Below are 15,206 nucleotides of genomic sequence, written 5' to 3'. Positions count from 1 at the left end.
GCACGTTAGGAAACCCGCCCGTGACCAGACTCAGCGCCGAGATGCTGGCAGCGGACACCGTCGACCCGATCACGTCGGCCGGTCACGCACAGCTCGGCATAGCCGTCCTCGTCGGCATAGCCGTTCTCGTCCTGCTCATCACCCAGACCAAGCTGCACGCCTTCCTGTCGCTGACGATCGGCTCGCTGGCGCTCGGCGCCGTCGCGGGAGCCCCGCTCGACAAGGTCATCACCAGCTTCTCGGCCGGTCTCGGATCGACCGTGGCGGGCGTCGGCGTGCTGATCGCACTCGGCGCGATCCTCGGCAAGCTGCTCGCCGACTCCGGCGGCGCGGACCAGATCGTCGACACGATCCTCGCCAGGGCCAACAACCGGACGATGCCCTGGGCCATGGTGCTGATCGCGGGGATCATCGGGCTGCCGCTCTTCTTCGAGGTCGGCATGGTGCTGATGATCCCGGTGGTGCTGCTGGTCGCCAAGCGCGGCAACTTCTCCCTGATGCGGATCGGCATCCCGGCGCTCGCGGGCCTCTCCGTGATGCACGGCCTGGTGCCGCCGCACCCCGGCCCGCTCGCCGCGATCGACGCGGTCCACGCGGACCTGGGGATCACCCTGGCGCTCGGCGTCCTCATCGCCATCCCCACCGCGATCATCGCGGGCCCGGTCTTCTCGCGCGTCGCCGCCCGCTGGGTGGACGTCACCCCGCCGGACCGGCTGATGCCCACGCGTCCGTCGGAGGAGCTGGAGCGGCGCCCCGGGTTCGGCGTCACCGTGTTCACCGTGCTGCTGCCGGTCGTGCTGATGCTGATCAAGGCACTGGTCGACATCGTGGTGGACGACCCGGAGAACGGCGTCCAGCGGGTCGCCGACGTCATCGGCAACCCCCTGATCGCCCTGCTGGCGGCCGTGCTCGTGGGCATGTTCACGCTGGGTCGGCCGGCGGGCTTCACCCGGGACCGGCTCTCCTCCACCGTCGAGCACTCGCTCGCCCCGATCGCGGGCATGCTGCTGATCGTCGCCGCGGGCGGCGGCTTCAAGCAGACGCTGATCGACATCGGCGTCGGCAAGATGATCATGGACATCTCGAAGGACTGGAACGTCTCCGCGCTGCTCCTCGCCTGGCTGATCGCGGTCGCCATCCGGCTGGCCACGGGCTCGGCGACGGTGGCCACGATCTCGGCCGCCGGGCTGATGGCACCGCTGGCCGCCGATATGTCCAACACTCATGTGGCGCTGCTGGTGCTGTCCATCGGTGCCGGGTCGCTCTTCTTCAGCCATGTCAACGACGCGGGATTCTGGCTGGTCAAGGAGTACTTCGGGATGAGCGTCGGGCAGACGGTGCGGACCTGGTCGGTGATGGAGACGATCATCTCCGTCGTCGGGCTCGTCTTCGTCCTGCTGCTGTCACTGGTGATCTAGCACCGAGTAAGAGGTAGGGGTACGTACACCATGGCGACACATCCGCTCTTCGACATCGCGGGCCGCACCGCGCTGATCACCGGCTCCAGCCGGGGCATCGGCCACGCCCTCGCGCGGGGGCTCGTGGAGGCCGGCTGCACGGTGGTGCTCAACGGGCGCGATCCGCGGGCCCTGGAGAAGGCCGCCGCCGAACTCGGGGGCGCCGACGGCGGAGTTGGCGCGGGAGGCGCGGGAGGGGCGGGAGGCGCGGAGGTGCACACCGCCGCGTTCGACGTCACCGACGGCCCGGCCGTCGCCGCCGGTATCGCCGATGTCGAGGAGCGGGTGGGCCCGCTCGACATCCTGGTCAACAACGCCGGGATGCAGAACCGGGCGCCGCTGCTGGAGTTCACCGACGACGCCTGGCGGCAGATCCTGGACACCAATCTCACCAGCGCCTTCCTGGTGGGCCGGGAGGCCGCCCGCCGGATGACCGAACGCGGCCACGGCAAGATCGTCAACATCTGCTCCCTCCAGAGCGAGGTGGTCCGCCCCGGCATCGCGCCCTACGCGGCGACAAAGGGCGCGCTGAAGATGCTCACCAAGGGCATGTGCGCGGACTGGGGCCGGTACGGAATCCAGGTCAACGGGCTCGGCCCCGGCTACATCGAGACCGAGCTGACCCGGCCGCTGGTCGAGGACGAGGAGTTCAGCGCCTGGGTGCGCGGCCGGACCCCGGCCGGGCGCTGGGGCCGCACCGAGGACCTGATCGGGGCGCTGCTGTATCTCGCGTCCCCGGCGGCGGACTTCGTGAGCGGACAGGTGCTGTACGTAGACGGCGGCATGACGAGCGTGCTGTGAGCCCTGACGGGCTGTGAACGCTGGGATACCAGGTGAGCTTGAGGAGGCTGGGCGAATGGTGCTGGGCTGTGTGATCCACGGACAGGGTGATCTACGGGTCGAGGAACTCCCGGAGCCGGAACCGGCGTCCGGGCAGGCGCTCGTGGCGATCCGCTACGGCGGGATCTGCGGATCGGATCTCCACTACCACCGGCACGGTGGGGTGGGCGACTTCCGGCTCCAGGAGCCGATGGTGCTGGGACATGAGGTCGTGGGCACGGTGATGGCGTACGGCGAGGGCGCGACCGGGCCCTCGGTCGGCACCCCCGTCGCCGTGCACCCGGCCACGCCGTGCGAGGTGTGCCCCGAGTGCGCCGACGGCCGCGCCAACGTCTGCCGCGACACCCGCTACCTGGGCAGCGCCGCGCGCCTCCCCCACGTCCAGGGCGGCTTCGCCTCCCGTATCACCGTCCCGGCGGCGCAACTGCGCGCCCTGCCCGATGGGCTGGACCCGCGCCGGGCGGCGCTCGCCGAACCGCTGTCCGTCGCGCTGCACGCGGTGCGGCGGGCGGGCGCGGTGAAGGGCCGTCATGTGCTGGTCACCGGTGCCGGTCCGATCGGCTGTCTCACCATCGCGGCGGCCCGCGCGGCGGGCGCGGCGACCATCACGGCGACCGATCTGCTGCCCCGTGCCCTGGAGTTCGCGGCGGCGGCCGGGGCGACCGCGTGCGTACGGGCCGACGACCCGGACGACCCCAACTGGCCCTCGGCCGAGTTCGACGTCGCCATCGAGGCGTCGGGCGTGGCCGCCGGACTCGACACCTGCCTGCGGAGGGTGCGGCGCGGCGGGGTGGTGGTGCAGTTGGGCATGCTGCCACCGGGGCAGAGCCCGTTCGCCGGGAACGTACTGGTCAGCCGCGAGATCGAACTGCGGGGCGCGTTGCGCTTCCACGCCGAGTTCGACGATGCGTTGCGGCTGCTGGCGGCTGAGCCGTCGTTCGACGCGCTGATCAGCGGGGTGCGGTCGGTGGGGGAGGCGGCGGAGGCGTTTGCCTTGGCGGCGGACCGCAGCCAGTCCTGCAAGGTGCTGCTGGACTTCGCGTAGGCCGGGCTGCGTCGGGGGGCTCGGGTCTGCGCGGCGCGGCGTGCCTTGGCGCCTGCGGCGGGCTGTTCCCCTCCCCGCCCCTTCCCGCAACTGGGGCTCCGCCCCAGACCCCGGCCGCGTCCCGGGTGGCGCGGCTGGCGCCCTGCCCGGTGAGCTGTTCGCGACGAGGGTCGGCTCGTCGGTCCCGGGGGTCCAGGGGTGGAGCGAAACGGGGCTCGGCCCGGGGGGGGAGGGGCGGAGTGGAATCAGGGCTCTGGCCCGGGCTCTGTCGGAGCGGCCCGGATGTGGGCGGGTGTCTGTCCGGTCATCCGCTGCGTCGGCGTGTCGACTGCGTTCAGCCCGCCGGTGCAGGTGTTCGCGACGGCGCTCGGTTCGTCGGCTCCGGGGGCGAGGGGTGGAGCGAAACGGGGCTCGGCCCGGGGGAGGGGCGGAGTGGAATCAGGGCTCTGGCCCGGGCTCTGTCGGAGCGGCCCGGATGTGGGCGGGTGTCTGTCCGGTCGTCCGCTGTGTCGGCGTGTCGACTGCGTTCAGCCCGCCGGTGCAGGTGTTCGCGACGAGGGTCGGTTCGTCGGTCCCGGGGGCGAGGGGTGGAGCGAAACGGGGCTCGGCCCGGGGGGGAGGGGCGGAGTGGAATCAGGGCTCTGGCCCGGGCTCTGTCGGAGCGGCCCGGATGTGGGCGGGTGTCTGTCCGGTCGTCCGCTGCGTCGGCGTGTCGACTGCGTTCAGCCCGCCGGTGCAGGTGTTCGTGACGGCGGTCGGTTCGTCGGCTCCGGGGGCCGGGGGTGGAACCCATGGTTGAGGGAAGGGGCGGGGAGGGGAAAGATCCGCCGACCTGAGTTCGGTCAACGCGTCAGTAGGGGACGCACCCGGGCGCCGTCCGCCGCCCAGCAGACGTAGCCGTCCGGGAGGATGAGGAAGAGGGCCGGGGCGGGGCCGTAGGTGGTGGTGAGGTGGCCGTTCGGGTCCAGGAGATCGGGGGACGGGCCGCCTGCCCGGATCGTGCGCACGCATCCGGCCGCCCCCAGCGTCGGGGCGAGGCCCCCGAAGTCGGCGTCCGGCGCGGGCGGCGCCGCGTCGCCGACGATCAGCAGGGTGAAGTGCGGGCCGCGCAGGATGTCGAAGAGCCGGATGGGCGTTCCGTCCGGCAGGGCGCACGGTGCGTCCGGGGCTCGGTCACCGGCTCCCAACCGGTGCTGCTCGTCCCTGTCGTTCCGCTCGTCCACCGCCAGCGGGCCCTCCCGGTAGGACAGGCCCAGCTGGTGGACCTCGCTCGTGCGGCGCCGCCCCTCCGCGTCGCCCGCGCGGTGGGCGCGGTGGATGCGGGTGCTGATGCCGAGGACGCCCGCCGCGATCGGCAGGCGTTCGGCCTCGTAGCTGTCGAGTAGCACCGGGTCCGCGCCGTGCCGTAGCACCTGCCCGAGCTTCCAGCCCAGGTTGTACGCGTCCTGGACGCTGGTGTTGAGGCCCTGGCCGCCCGCCGGGGAGTGGATGTGGGCGGCGTCGCCTATCAGGAAGGTCCGGTCCGCGCGGAAGCGGTCGGCCATCGCCGCGCGTGGGCGGAACTGGTCCGTCCCGGGGAGCGGGCACATCGCGATGGCGCCGCCCTTGGCGTGCTGCCAGACGTGCCAGTGGTCGCGGCCCAGGCGGCCCAGGTGGTTCAGGTGGCCCAGGCCGCGCTCCGCGCCGTCGATCACCGCGTCGCCGTCGAACACGGCCGCGCCGTCGATCACCGCGTCCGCGATCAGCGTCGGCGTCGGCGTCGGCGCCGGGTCGACCGTCTCGCCCGTCATGCCGATGCGAGGCGACCCTGGCCCCGGCGGCCTCACGCCAGTAGTCAGTACTCAGTACCGCGACCGTGCTCGCTGCGGGCGGCCCGCTTCACCGCTCGCCCGGGCCCGCCTCCTCCGGGGGGAAATCCATGGGGAATTCCTCTGCGGGGAATTCCTCGATGCCGAGCACCCGCAACAGGTCCAGCCGCTCGCGGGTTTCGGCGTCCGCCGGGGTGAGCACCAGCAACTGCTGCCCCAGGTCGGGGGTGACGAGGGTTTCGCAGTCCATCGCCAGCCGCCCCACCCTCGGGTGCAGCACGGTCTTGCGGTCGGCGCGCCTGACCGCCACCTCGTACTCGGCCCAGAGCCGGCGGAAGTCGGCGCTCGCGGCCCGCAACCGGTCGACGAGGCCGGTGACCGTGGGGTCGCCGGAGCGACGGCCGGCGGCCGCGCGCAGGTCGGCCACGATGCTGCGGGCGTAGTGCTCCCGCTCCTCGGGCGGGTGGACGGCGCGGGCGGCGGGGTCGGTGAACCAGCGGTAGGCCGTATAGCGCCGGTCGCCGGTGAAGCCGCTGTGGTCGCCCGCCAGCAGGATGCCCATCCGGTTCTGGGCGAGCACCTCGCCCAGGTCGGACAGCACCATGGCCGGGGTGTCGCCGAGCAGGTCGAGCATGCGCATCAGACCGGCGCGGGCCAGTCGGGCCGCCCCGTCGGCGAGCGGGGGCCGGTGCCCGGCGAGGTGGAACAGATGGTCGCGCTCGTCGTCGGACAGACGCAGCGCGCGGGCCAGCGCCCCGAGCAACTGGGGCGAGGGCTGACTGCTGCGGCCCTGCTCCAGGCGTACGACGTAGTCCACCGACACCCCGGCGAGCATGGCCACCTCTTCCCGGCGCAGACCGGTGGTGCGGCGGCGGGGGCCCTCGGCGATACCGACCTCGGCCGGGGGGATCGCCTCACGGCGGCGGCGCAGGAAGTCGGCGAGCTGGTCACGCTGCATGCCCTCATGGTCCTCGCGGCGGACGGGCCCATCCAGGGAGCGCCGATCCCTGGATGAACGCTCCGCTCCCGTACGTCGCGGCGAGGGCCCACAGTGGGCGGCGGATCGACGACGTAAGACGACGTGGACGACGTGAGACAACGCGAGGAGAACACGATGCAGACACGAACCCTGGGCAGCACCGGTCCGGCCGTCTCCGCGCTGGGACTGGGCGCGATGAGCATGTCGGGTGTCTACGGCGAGACCGACCGCGCGGAGAGCATCGCCACCGTGCACGCCGCGCTGGAGGCGGGCGTCTCGCTGATCGACACCGGTGACTTCTACGCCATGGGCCACAACGAACTGCTGCTGGCCGAGGCGCTGCGCGGCCGGGACCGGGACAGCTACCAGCTGAGCGTGAAGTTCGGCATGTTGCGGGGGCCGGGCCAGGAGTTCGGCGGGATGGACGGCCGGCCCGAGGCGGTGAAGAACTTCCTCGCCTACTCGCTGAACCGGCTGGGCACCGATCACATCGACATCTACCGCCCGGCCCGGCTCGACCCGGCGGTGCCCATCGAGGAGACGGTGGGCGCGATCAAGGAGATGATCGACGCGGGGTACGTACGCCACCTCGGCCTCTCGGAGGTCGACGCCGCGACGATCCGCCGGGCACACGCCGTGCACCCGGTGGCCGATCTCCAGATCGAGTACTCGCTGGTCTCCCGCGCGGTGGAGGCGGAGGTCCTGCCCACGCTGCGGGAGCTGGGCATCGGCCTGACCGCGTACGGCGTCCTCAGCCGTGGTCTCATCTCCGGGCACTGGTCCCCCGGCCACACCGGCGGCCCCGGCGACAGCCGCGCCTTCAGCCCGCGGTTCGCGAGCGGGAACGTGGAACACAACCTCGCCCTGGTGGAGGCCCTGCGCCGGGTGGCCGAGACGAAGGGGTGCACCGTCGCCCAGCTCGCCATCGCCTGGGTGGCCGCGCGGGGCGAGGAGATCGTGCCGCTGATCGGCGCGCGTAGCCGTGAACGGCTCGCCGAGGCGCTGCCCGCGATCGAGCTGGAGCTCACCGCGGACGACTTCGCCGAGATCGAGAAGGCGGTGCCGCTGGGTGCGGCGCGCGGCGATCGATACCCGGCCGTGTTCATGTCCGGGCTCGGCGTGGGGAACTGAGCCCGGCGCGCCTGGCGGTCTTGGCGCTTCCGGCGGTCCGGGAGGTGGCACTCCCTGCGGTTCCGCCGGGGCCCGGACCAGCATCCGCAACAGGCACCGCTGCGGTGGGAGGGCGCATCGCGCATGCGCTAGGGGGATCCCTAATTGTGATGTCCGGCCTCATGGCAGGTCTGGACCAGTCGTGGCACCCTACCGGCGACAAAGCGTCGGACAACGTTGTCCGACGCTCTCGGGCACCTCCAACGGACTTGGAGCCGACCGCATGAGACGTGTCGCCACCTTATTCAGCGCCCTCACCCTCGCCACCCTCAGCTGGACCGCCGGAACCGCCGCCCACGCCGTCACATCCCCATCCCACCTTGCTCCCTCCGCTCAGGGAACCTCCATCTCCACCGAGGAGCAGCGCGCCGCCGTCCGCTTCTGGACGGCGGAACGGCTGCGCACCGCCAGGGACGTCACCACTCTGCCCGCCGCCCGCACCGCGAAGCTCGCGGACCCGGCGCCCACCACGGGGGAGCGGGTGAGCGTGCCCCCGCTCCCGGGCCCCACCGCCCCCGCCTCCGCGCCCTCGCCCCGGGCCACGTCCCCCACCGCCTGGACCGGCGGCGGCCTGATCAGCACCACGGCGGGCAAGGTCTTCTTCCAGAACGCCTCCGGCGGCACCTTCGCGTGCTCCGCCACCGTCGCCAACAGCGACAACGAGTCCGTCGTGCTCACCGCCGGCCACTGCACCGTGGACGCGGCCACCGGCACCGGCTACCGCAACTGGGTCTTCATCCCGGGCTACAACAACGGCAACCGCCCCTACGGCACCTTCGCCGCCCGCCGCCTCTTCTGGGACGCCCAGTACGTCTCCACGCGGGGCAACGCCAACTGGGACTACGCCTTCGCCGTGATGAACACGCTGAACGGCCGCACCCTGGCCGACACCGTGGGCGCCCAGGGCATCGCCTTCAACTCGCAGACCGGCCGCCACGTCCACTCCTTCGGCTACGGAGGCTCCGCCGCCGAGGGCAACGGCGAGCGGCTGAACCACTGCGAGGGCAATGAGTTCGCCGACGCGGGCCGCCCCGGCTCCACGATGTGGGGCATCGACTGCGTCCAGACCGGTGGGTCGAGCGGCGGCGGCTTCCTCGCCGACTTCTCGGGCGGCGCGGGCTATCTGATCGGCAACATCAGCGTCAGCGCGGGCACGAACGAATACCACCCGACGCTGGGCAACGAGGCCCTCGGCCTCTACCGGCAGGCGGGCGCCGCGTAGCCCCGTCACCCACCTCGCACGGCCCGCCCTCTCCGTCCCCGACCAGGAGGAGGGGGCGGGGCACCAACCGTAGGGCGCCCAGATGCCCAGACGCTCCGGCCCTCCGGCCCTCCGGCGCCCAGGCGCACAATGAGCGCATGACGAGGAGCGATGTACCACCACGGGGCACGCGGGACACGCGGGACGCGGCCACCGCCCACGCCTGGGCCGCCCTCGGCGGCGACCCGGCGCTGCTGGAGCAGGTGACGTACCGCCCGGTGGGCGGCGGGCTGCCCGCCCGGCTGCCCGTGGCCGAACTGGCCCGCGCCACCGTGGGCGTGTGCTCGCTGGCCGCAGCCGAACTGGGCGCGCGGCGCTCCGGCGGCGGGGCCGTTCCGGCGGTACGGGTCGACGAGGGCGCCGTCGCCACCGCGTTCGTCAGCGAACGGCACCTGCGGATCGACGGCCGGAAACCCACCAACTTCGCCCCGCTGTCCGGCTTCTGGCGCGCGGCCGACGGCTGGGTCCGTACGCACGCCAACTACCCGCACCACCGCGCCCGGCTGCTCACCGCCCTCGGCCTGCCAGGCGACAGCGGGCCGGACGAACTCGCGGCGGCGCTCGCGGCCCGCCCCGCCCGCGCGATCCAGGAGACCGTCTACGCGGCGGGCGGTTTGGCCGTGGCCGTGGCGGAGCCGGGCGAGAGCGAGATCCCGCTGGGCGCACTGCCGTTGATCGAGACGCGGAGGGTCGGGGCTGGCGCCCCGCGCGGCCTCGGGGAGGCCCCCCGGCCCGCGAACGGCGATCCGTCGGCAAGCGGCGCGGGGCCCGTGGGCGCGGGGCCCGTGAGCGGAGGGCTGCCCACGGGCGGTGCATCGACGGCGACCGGAGCACTGCCCGCGAGTGGCGTGCGGGTACTCGATCTGACCCGGGTCATCGCCGGGCCGGTGGCCACCCGCACCCTGGCCCTGCTCGGCGCCGACGTACTGCGTATCGACTCCCCCCGGCTGCCCGAGGATCCGGACGCCCACGCCGACACCGGCTTCGGCAAGCGCTCCGCCGCACTCGACCTCGCCGCGCCCGAGGACCGCCGTACCTTCGAGGCGCTGCTCGCCGACGCCGATGTGGTGGTCACCGGCTACCGCCCCGGTGCGCTCGACCGCTTCGGGCTCGCCCCGGACGCCCTGCTGGAGCGCCACCCCGGGCTGGTCGTGGCCCAGCTGTGCGCATGGGGCTGGTCGGGGCCCTGGGCCGGGCGGCGCGGTTTCGACAGCCTGGTCCAGGCGGCCACCGGCATCGCCGCGATCGAGGCGAAGGGCGATGGCGACGGCGACGGCCACCCGGGGGCGTTGCCCGCCCAGGCGCTCGACCACGGCACCGGCTATCTGCTGGCGGCGGCGGTGCTGCGGGCGCTGACCGAGCGCCAGGACACCGGCGGCGGACGCCATCTGCGGCTCTCCCTCGCGGGCACCGCGTCCTGGCTGACCCACGGCATCGCCCCGGCCGCCCCGGTGGGCGGCCCCGCCCATGACCCGGCGCCCTGGCTGACCGAGACCGCCTCCGACCTGGGCACGCTGCACCACGCCCGCTCGCCGATAGCCACCCCGGACGGTCCGCTCAACTGGGCCCGCCCACCGGGCCACTTGGGAGCCGACGCCCCGCGCTGGCTCTGACCCCGGGCACCCCCACGGGATGTCCGGCGGACCACGCGGCGGAGCCGCACATCGAGGCTTTCCCCTACCCGCCCCTTCCCGTAACCAGGGGCTCCGCCCCTGGACCCCGGGGCTCGGACGAGCCGGATGACCGGGCAGGCGCCCGCGCACACCCTGGCCGCCTGGCCAGGGTCCGGGGGCGGAGCCCTGGGGTTCGCCCTGATCGAACCCCTGGGGGTTGACGGGCCGACCATAGCGCTATGAGCACCTGCACCGGCGGGCTGGTGGCGGTCGGCACGCGGTGCGGCGGATGCCCGCGCACAACCCGGCTGCCCGTCCGGGGTCTGGGGCGGAGCCCCACCACACGGCGGGCGCCCTGTTCCGGCTCGGCGACGATCTCGCCGTACGGCTGCCGAGGGTCCCGGGCGGCGCCGGGGACGTGGAGCGGGAGCACCACTGGTTGCCCCGGCTCGCGCCCGCGTTGCCAGTCGCCATCCCCGCGGTGCTCGGCAGGGGCGCGCCGGGCGACGGCTTTCCCTGGCCGTGGACCGTGCACCGCTGGCTCGACGGGGAGAACCCGCGCGAGGGGCGGGTCGCCCGGCCCGGGGCACTCGCCGCCGACCTCGCGGAGTTCATCCTCGCGCTGCGCGCGCGATCGAGCCCGCGGACGGCCCGCCCGCGTACCGCGGCGGACCCCTGCGGGAGGTGGACGAGGAGACCCGTACCGCGATCGGCCTGTTGCGCGGACCAGCGGGCACGATCGACACCGACGCGGCCACCGCGGCGTGGGAGGACGCGCTGGCGGCGCCCGGCTGGGACGGGCCGCCGGTGTGGGTGCACTCCGATCTGATGCCGGGCAATCTGCTGGTCGTGGACGGGCGGCTGAGCGCCGTCATCGACTTCGGGACCGCCGGGGTGGGCGACCCCGCCTGCGATCTGATCCCGGCCTGGAATCTGCTCCCGGCGTCGGTGCGGGAGGACTTCCGTACCGCGCTCGGCGTGGACGACGCCACCTGGGCGCGGGGCCGGGGCTGGGCCCTGAGCATGGCGCTCATCCAGCTCCCGTACTACCGCGAGACGAATCCGGTGATGGCGGCCAACGCACGTCATGTCATCGACCAGGTGCTGGCCCAGCGAAACGCGTAGGCGAAACGCGTAGGGCTCCACTCGCCGCGAGCCGCGAGCCGCGGAACAGTGAGGGGAGCCCTGAGAGCGTGCGGCCCTTACAGCCGAACCGCGCTCAGCGAGCGCTTGATCATCGGCGTGAACCGCTGCTCGATGAAGCGGTAGAGCAACCAGGCGAGGCCCAGCATCACCAGCACGGTCAGGGCGAACGTCCCGTAGGAGGGGATGCCCAGCTTCTGGTGGAGCACCCAGACGACCACCCAGCCCAGATGCTCATGGACCAGGTAGAAGGGGTAGGTCAGCGCGCCCGCAATGGTGAGCCAGCGCCAGTCGGCCCAGTTCAGCTTGGACAGCGCGATCAGCGTGACCGCCACATAGCCGAAGGCGACCACGGCGATGATGCCGGTGGCCGACCGGTAGGAGAAGGCGTCGATGTTGGCCGGGTGCCACAGCTCGCGGATCGCGTAGTGCTGGCCGATCAGGAAGCTGATCCCGATGATGCCCCAGGCCAGGGCGTCATGGCCGAAGCGGTGGAGCAGATAGATGCCCATGCCGCCGATGAAGTACGAGGAGTACTCCGGCATCAGGACCACGTCCAGCAGCGGCAGGTCCGACGCCTCGGCGAACGCCGAGCCCAGCGTCCAGACGGCGCAGAAGAGCACCACGCGGTGCCGAGTCGCGCCCGGGAGCACCACGAACAGCGCGAAGAGGGCGTAGAAGCGCAGCTCCGCCCACAGCGTCCAGCACACGCCCAGCACCCGGTCCACGCCGAGCGGCTGCTGGAGCATGGTGAGGTTGACCAGCGCGTCGCTGGGCGACACCGCCTTGTAGGCGACCCAGGGCAGTGCGAAGACGCCGGTCACCAGGATGATCGCGACCCAGTAGGCGGGGTAGAGGCGGGAGACGCGGGAGGCGAAGAACGAGCGCAGCGGCCGTCCCCATCCGCTCATGCAGATGACGAAGCCGCTGATGACGAAGAAGATCTGGACGCCGAGACAGCCGTAGGCGAAGTAGCTGGAGAGGGTGGGGAACTGGGCGCGGGGCGAGGAGCCCCACGCCTCGGTTATCTCACCGTCGCGGCCGCCGTAGTGGTACGCGGCCACCATGAGCGCGGCGAGCAGGCGCAGCCCGTCCAGCGCCCGCAGCCGCACCGGATGGCCTCCGCCGCGCGCTGCCGCCTTGGCGGTGCGCTCGGCGGATCGCTCCAGGGCTGTGTCGGGGGCGCGCGACGCCATGTCGGGAGCGCGCGGCGGCGCCGGTGTGGGAGCCGTCGCCGCCGCGGTGGATATCGGCCCGGTGTCGGCGGTGGATATCGGCCCGGTGTCCGAGTCGGATGTCCGCTCGGTGTCCGAGTCGGATATCGGCCCGGTGTCGGGGGCCGGCGGCGCGCTCATCCGGTGACCGTCCGCTTGAGGGCGGCCCGCTTCAGGGCCCGGGCCCGGCGCGCCACCTTGCGCACCGTCTCATTGCGCGGGATGAACGCCAGTTGGGAGGGCACCGCCCCGGGCAGGGCGAGCGCGGTCAGCCGGCGCTTCTTGAAGTAGCGCCAGGTGGTGTCGTCCAGGTGGGTGGCCAGATAGCGCTCGGTCGCGGGCCGCAGATCTGGGTAGATCTTGGCCTGCATGCAGAAGCCGACCGCGGAGACCAGCCCGGTCAGCCGCTTGCCCGCCCGCTCGTCCACCGGCTGGGCGGCGGCCACCGCCTTGTGGTCCTCGAGGTCGGGCAGCAGCGCGTCCACGATCGTCACCGGCATGCGGTTGCTGTTCTGGTACGGGGTGAGCCGCTCCAGCAGCGTGTCGGTGCCGATCCGGGCCACCGGCAGCCCGTAGAAGACGTCGGCGGTGAGCAGCGCGGTGGAGAAGCAGCCGATGACCAGGGACGGGCTCATCCGCTGGTACAGCACCTCGGCGAGGACCGGGGTGTCCATGACGGTCAGCTCCGCGCCCAGCTCGGCGGCCTTCTTCTCCAGCATCCGCGACCAGCGGGCCGGGGCGGTGGGGTGCGGTTTGAAGACGACGGTGCGGTGGCCCAGCGCCACGGCGCCGCGCAGCATCCGCAGATGCAGCTCTTCCTCCTCCTGCGGGGAGAGGATGTCCAGCGCGGACAGGTACTGGCCGAGCATCAGCGCCGGGCCACCCCCGACCGCGATCCGCTCGCTGGCCGAGGCGACGCCGCGCGGGGCGGCCTCGGCCACCTCGGTGAGCACCTTGGTGAACACCTCGGTCGGCAGGATCTCCGGTTCGACGCCGAACTCGGTCAGCAGCAGCGGCCGCAGCCCGGGCACCAGATCGAGGTGGAGCAGCCGGCGGATGCGGGTGCCGATCAGCGGGTCCAGCTTGTTGCGGGTCGGGCCGTAACTCATCAGCCCGTCCGCGTAGACGTCGATGGGCGCGCCCTGGAACACATTGGCGACCGCCATCGCCGGGTTGACCTGGATGGACTCCAGGATCAGCTCGACCTTGTCGTCGCCGAGGTTCCACAGCAGCCGCAGATGGCGCTCCCAGAGCGGTGCGTCGTCGATGCGCGGGGCCCAGCCGCCGGGGTGGAACGGCGAGATCGTCTCGTTCCAGGACAGCACCCGGTCGAAGCGGCCGCGCAGCCGCTCGAAGCCCGGCATCTCGTCCACCGGCGGGGTGGTCTCGGGCGTCGCGGCGTTGTTGCTGATCAGCAGCAGTCGGCGGTCGGCCGGGCCGACGCTGCCCGCGTCGATCGCGGCCGCGAGGGTCGCCGCCCCGTAGAGGGTCGAGGAGAGGAAGATCTGGGTGCGCTTGCGCTCCGCCAGGGGCTTGTAGGCGGACATCAGGCCGCCACCTCCGCCCCCGCGGACCGGCGCTTGACTCGCCGCAGTCGCGCGGCGCGCTCATAGTCCATGGAATCCAGTGCGTCCTTCAATACGTCCTGGGGCATGCGTTTCATCGCCGCCGCCGACATGGAACGGAGTTTGCGTGCCACTTGTGGTTCGAATCTCTCGATGTTGCCGAGGTGGTGGGAAATGATCGCGCAATAGGTGCGGACGGCCTTCGGCAGCAGGGCGTCGGCGTCGCGGTCCCGTGCGGTTTCCTCGATCACCTGGTCGAATGCGCGAATGAAGTCGAGCTGCCGCACATCGCCGATCTGGGTGAGCGAGGAGGAAACCCCGCGCCGGTAGAACACCCCGGCCAGTCCGAGAACGGCGAAGCTGCGGGCCTCGCGGTGCAGCCGCCAGATCCAGGGCCGGTCCTCGGCGGTGCGCAGCCCGTGGGTGAAGTGCAGCAGCCCCTCGTCGACCAGGCGGCGGTGGTACATGCCCGCCCAGGCGTAGGGGTAGTCGACCGAGGTGGAGCGGTCGGCCGGGAGGATCACGTCCCGAGGGTTCATCACCTCATCGCGGCGGCCGTGCGGCACCCGGGTGATGGAGCGCGCCCGGGCGGTGCACTGGACATGGTCGGTGCGGACGAAGTCGCACCCCAAGTCCTCGATCGCCGCGAGCAGTTGGGCGTAGTAGCCGGGGGCCAGCCAGTCGTCGCCGTCGAGGAAGGCGAGGTACTCCCCGGTGGCGTTGTCGAGGCCGGTGTTCCGCGCGGTGGCCAGCCCACCGTTCTTCTCATGCCGTACGTAGACGGCCCCCGGAAGGTCGCGTTCTGCCCGCTCCAGGATCTCCGGGGTCCCGTCGGTGGCGCAGTCGTCGACGAGAATGAATTCGAAGTCCTCACGCGCGTTCGCGCGCAGACTTCTGAGCGTGTCGGGGGCATAGGTCTGCACGTTGTAGAACGGCACGATGACGGAGAGCTTAACCACGCGGGTGACGCTAGGTCGCCGGTCGGCATTCGTCTTGACCTAGGGTGTACGTAAAGGTGAACGAAGGACGTCGGAACGGTTAACCCGCCGCTCCCGCCAGCTGATTCTCCAACCGTCGACGTTCTGTTAACCCTTTGTTGCTCTTGCGTTGG

11 protein-coding genes and 1 pseudogene are annotated in these 15,206 nt (G+C 72.5%); 7 read left to right on the top strand and 5 right to left on the bottom strand.

Annotated features, from left to right (window positions below; translation table 11 throughout):
• The first annotated feature begins 20 nt into the window (after positions 1-20).
• Genes ACJX2R_RS23130 through ACJX2R_RS23120 form a run of 3 tightly spaced genes read left to right on the top strand, consistent with a single transcriptional unit; the run spans position 21 to position 3,342 of the window.
• Positions 21-1,418 carry a gluconate:H+ symporter gene (locus tag ACJX2R_RS23130; protein WP_413101681.1) on the top strand — a complete coding sequence of 466 codons (1,398 nt, stop codon included), beginning with the start codon at positions 21-23 and terminating at the stop codon, positions 1,416-1,418.
• Between the two features lie 30 nt (positions 1,419-1,448).
• Positions 1,449-2,258 (top strand): SDR family oxidoreductase, encoded by an 810-nt coding sequence (locus tag ACJX2R_RS23125; RefSeq protein WP_413101680.1) that lies wholly within the window; start codon positions 1,449-1,451, stop codon positions 2,256-2,258.
• Between the two features lie 55 nt (positions 2,259-2,313).
• Positions 2,314-3,342, top strand: a complete 1,029-nt coding sequence (locus ACJX2R_RS23120; protein WP_413101679.1) for an L-idonate 5-dehydrogenase — start codon at positions 2,314-2,316, stop codon at positions 3,340-3,342.
• A gap of 842 nt (positions 3,343-4,184) precedes the next feature.
• Here ACJX2R_RS23120 and ACJX2R_RS23115 read toward each other — a convergent pair.
• Both ACJX2R_RS23115 and ACJX2R_RS23110 read right to left on the bottom strand, forming a co-directional pair.
• Positions 4,185-5,132 (bottom strand): FAD-dependent monooxygenase, encoded by a 948-nt coding sequence (locus ACJX2R_RS23115; RefSeq protein WP_413101678.1) that lies wholly within the window; start codon positions 5,130-5,132, stop codon positions 4,185-4,187.
• Positions 5,133-5,220: 88 nt separating this feature from the next.
• Entirely contained in the window at positions 5,221-6,108 is an 888-nt protein-coding gene (locus tag ACJX2R_RS23110; protein ID WP_413101677.1) for a helix-turn-helix transcriptional regulator, read from the bottom strand.
• Between the two features lie 156 nt (positions 6,109-6,264).
• Here ACJX2R_RS23110 and ACJX2R_RS23105 point away from each other — a divergent pair, with 156 nt between their 5' ends.
• The 4 genes and pseudogenes from ACJX2R_RS23105 (at position 6,265) to ACJX2R_RS23090 (ending at position 11,298) form a co-directional block, all read left to right on the top strand.
• Complete coding sequence (locus ACJX2R_RS23105; RefSeq protein ID WP_413101676.1) at positions 6,265-7,260, top strand: aldo/keto reductase; 996 nt, start codon at positions 6,265-6,267, stop codon at positions 7,258-7,260.
• A gap of 262 nt (positions 7,261-7,522) precedes the next feature.
• On the top strand, positions 7,523-8,521 hold the full coding sequence (locus ACJX2R_RS23100) for a hypothetical protein (protein WP_413101675.1): 999 nt from the start codon (positions 7,523-7,525) through the stop codon (positions 8,519-8,521).
• Between the two features lie 137 nt (positions 8,522-8,658).
• The gene (locus ACJX2R_RS23095; RefSeq protein WP_413101674.1) at positions 8,659-10,173 is read left to right on the top strand and encodes a CoA transferase; all 1,515 of its coding nucleotides are present in this window, start codon (positions 8,659-8,661) and stop codon (positions 10,171-10,173) included.
• 289 nt (positions 10,174-10,462) lie between these two features.
• Positions 10,463-11,298: pseudogene (locus tag ACJX2R_RS23090) on the top strand (aminoglycoside phosphotransferase family protein).
• Positions 11,299-11,375: 77 nt separating this feature from the next.
• On the opposite strand, the gene ACJX2R_RS23085 reads toward ACJX2R_RS23090, so the two are convergent.
• Genes ACJX2R_RS23085 through ACJX2R_RS23075 form a run of 3 tightly spaced genes read right to left on the bottom strand, consistent with a single transcriptional unit; the run spans position 11,376 to position 15,054 of the window.
• Complete coding sequence (locus tag ACJX2R_RS23085; protein ID WP_413101673.1) at positions 11,376-12,671, bottom strand: acyltransferase family protein; 1,296 nt, start codon at positions 12,669-12,671, stop codon at positions 11,376-11,378.
• Entirely contained in the window at positions 12,668-14,077 is a 1,410-nt protein-coding gene (locus ACJX2R_RS23080) for a polysialyltransferase family glycosyltransferase (RefSeq protein ID WP_413101672.1), read from the bottom strand. Before ACJX2R_RS23080 ends, ACJX2R_RS23085 begins: the two co-directional genes overlap by 4 nt.
• Positions 14,077-15,054 carry a glycosyltransferase family 2 protein gene (locus ACJX2R_RS23075; protein WP_413101671.1) on the bottom strand — a complete coding sequence of 326 codons (978 nt, stop codon included), beginning with the start codon at positions 15,052-15,054 and terminating at the stop codon, positions 14,077-14,079. The genes ACJX2R_RS23080 and ACJX2R_RS23075 overlap by 1 nt, the downstream gene beginning before the upstream one ends.
• Positions 15,055-15,206 lie beyond the last annotated feature (152 nt).

The sequence above is a fragment of the Streptomyces sp. Inha503 genome, from assembly GCF_047215865.1.
In the GTDB taxonomy this organism is placed as follows: Bacteria; Actinomycetota; Actinomycetes; order Streptomycetales; family Streptomycetaceae; genus Streptomyces; species Streptomyces lycopersici.
This window is presented reverse-complemented; position numbering and strand designations above follow the sequence as displayed.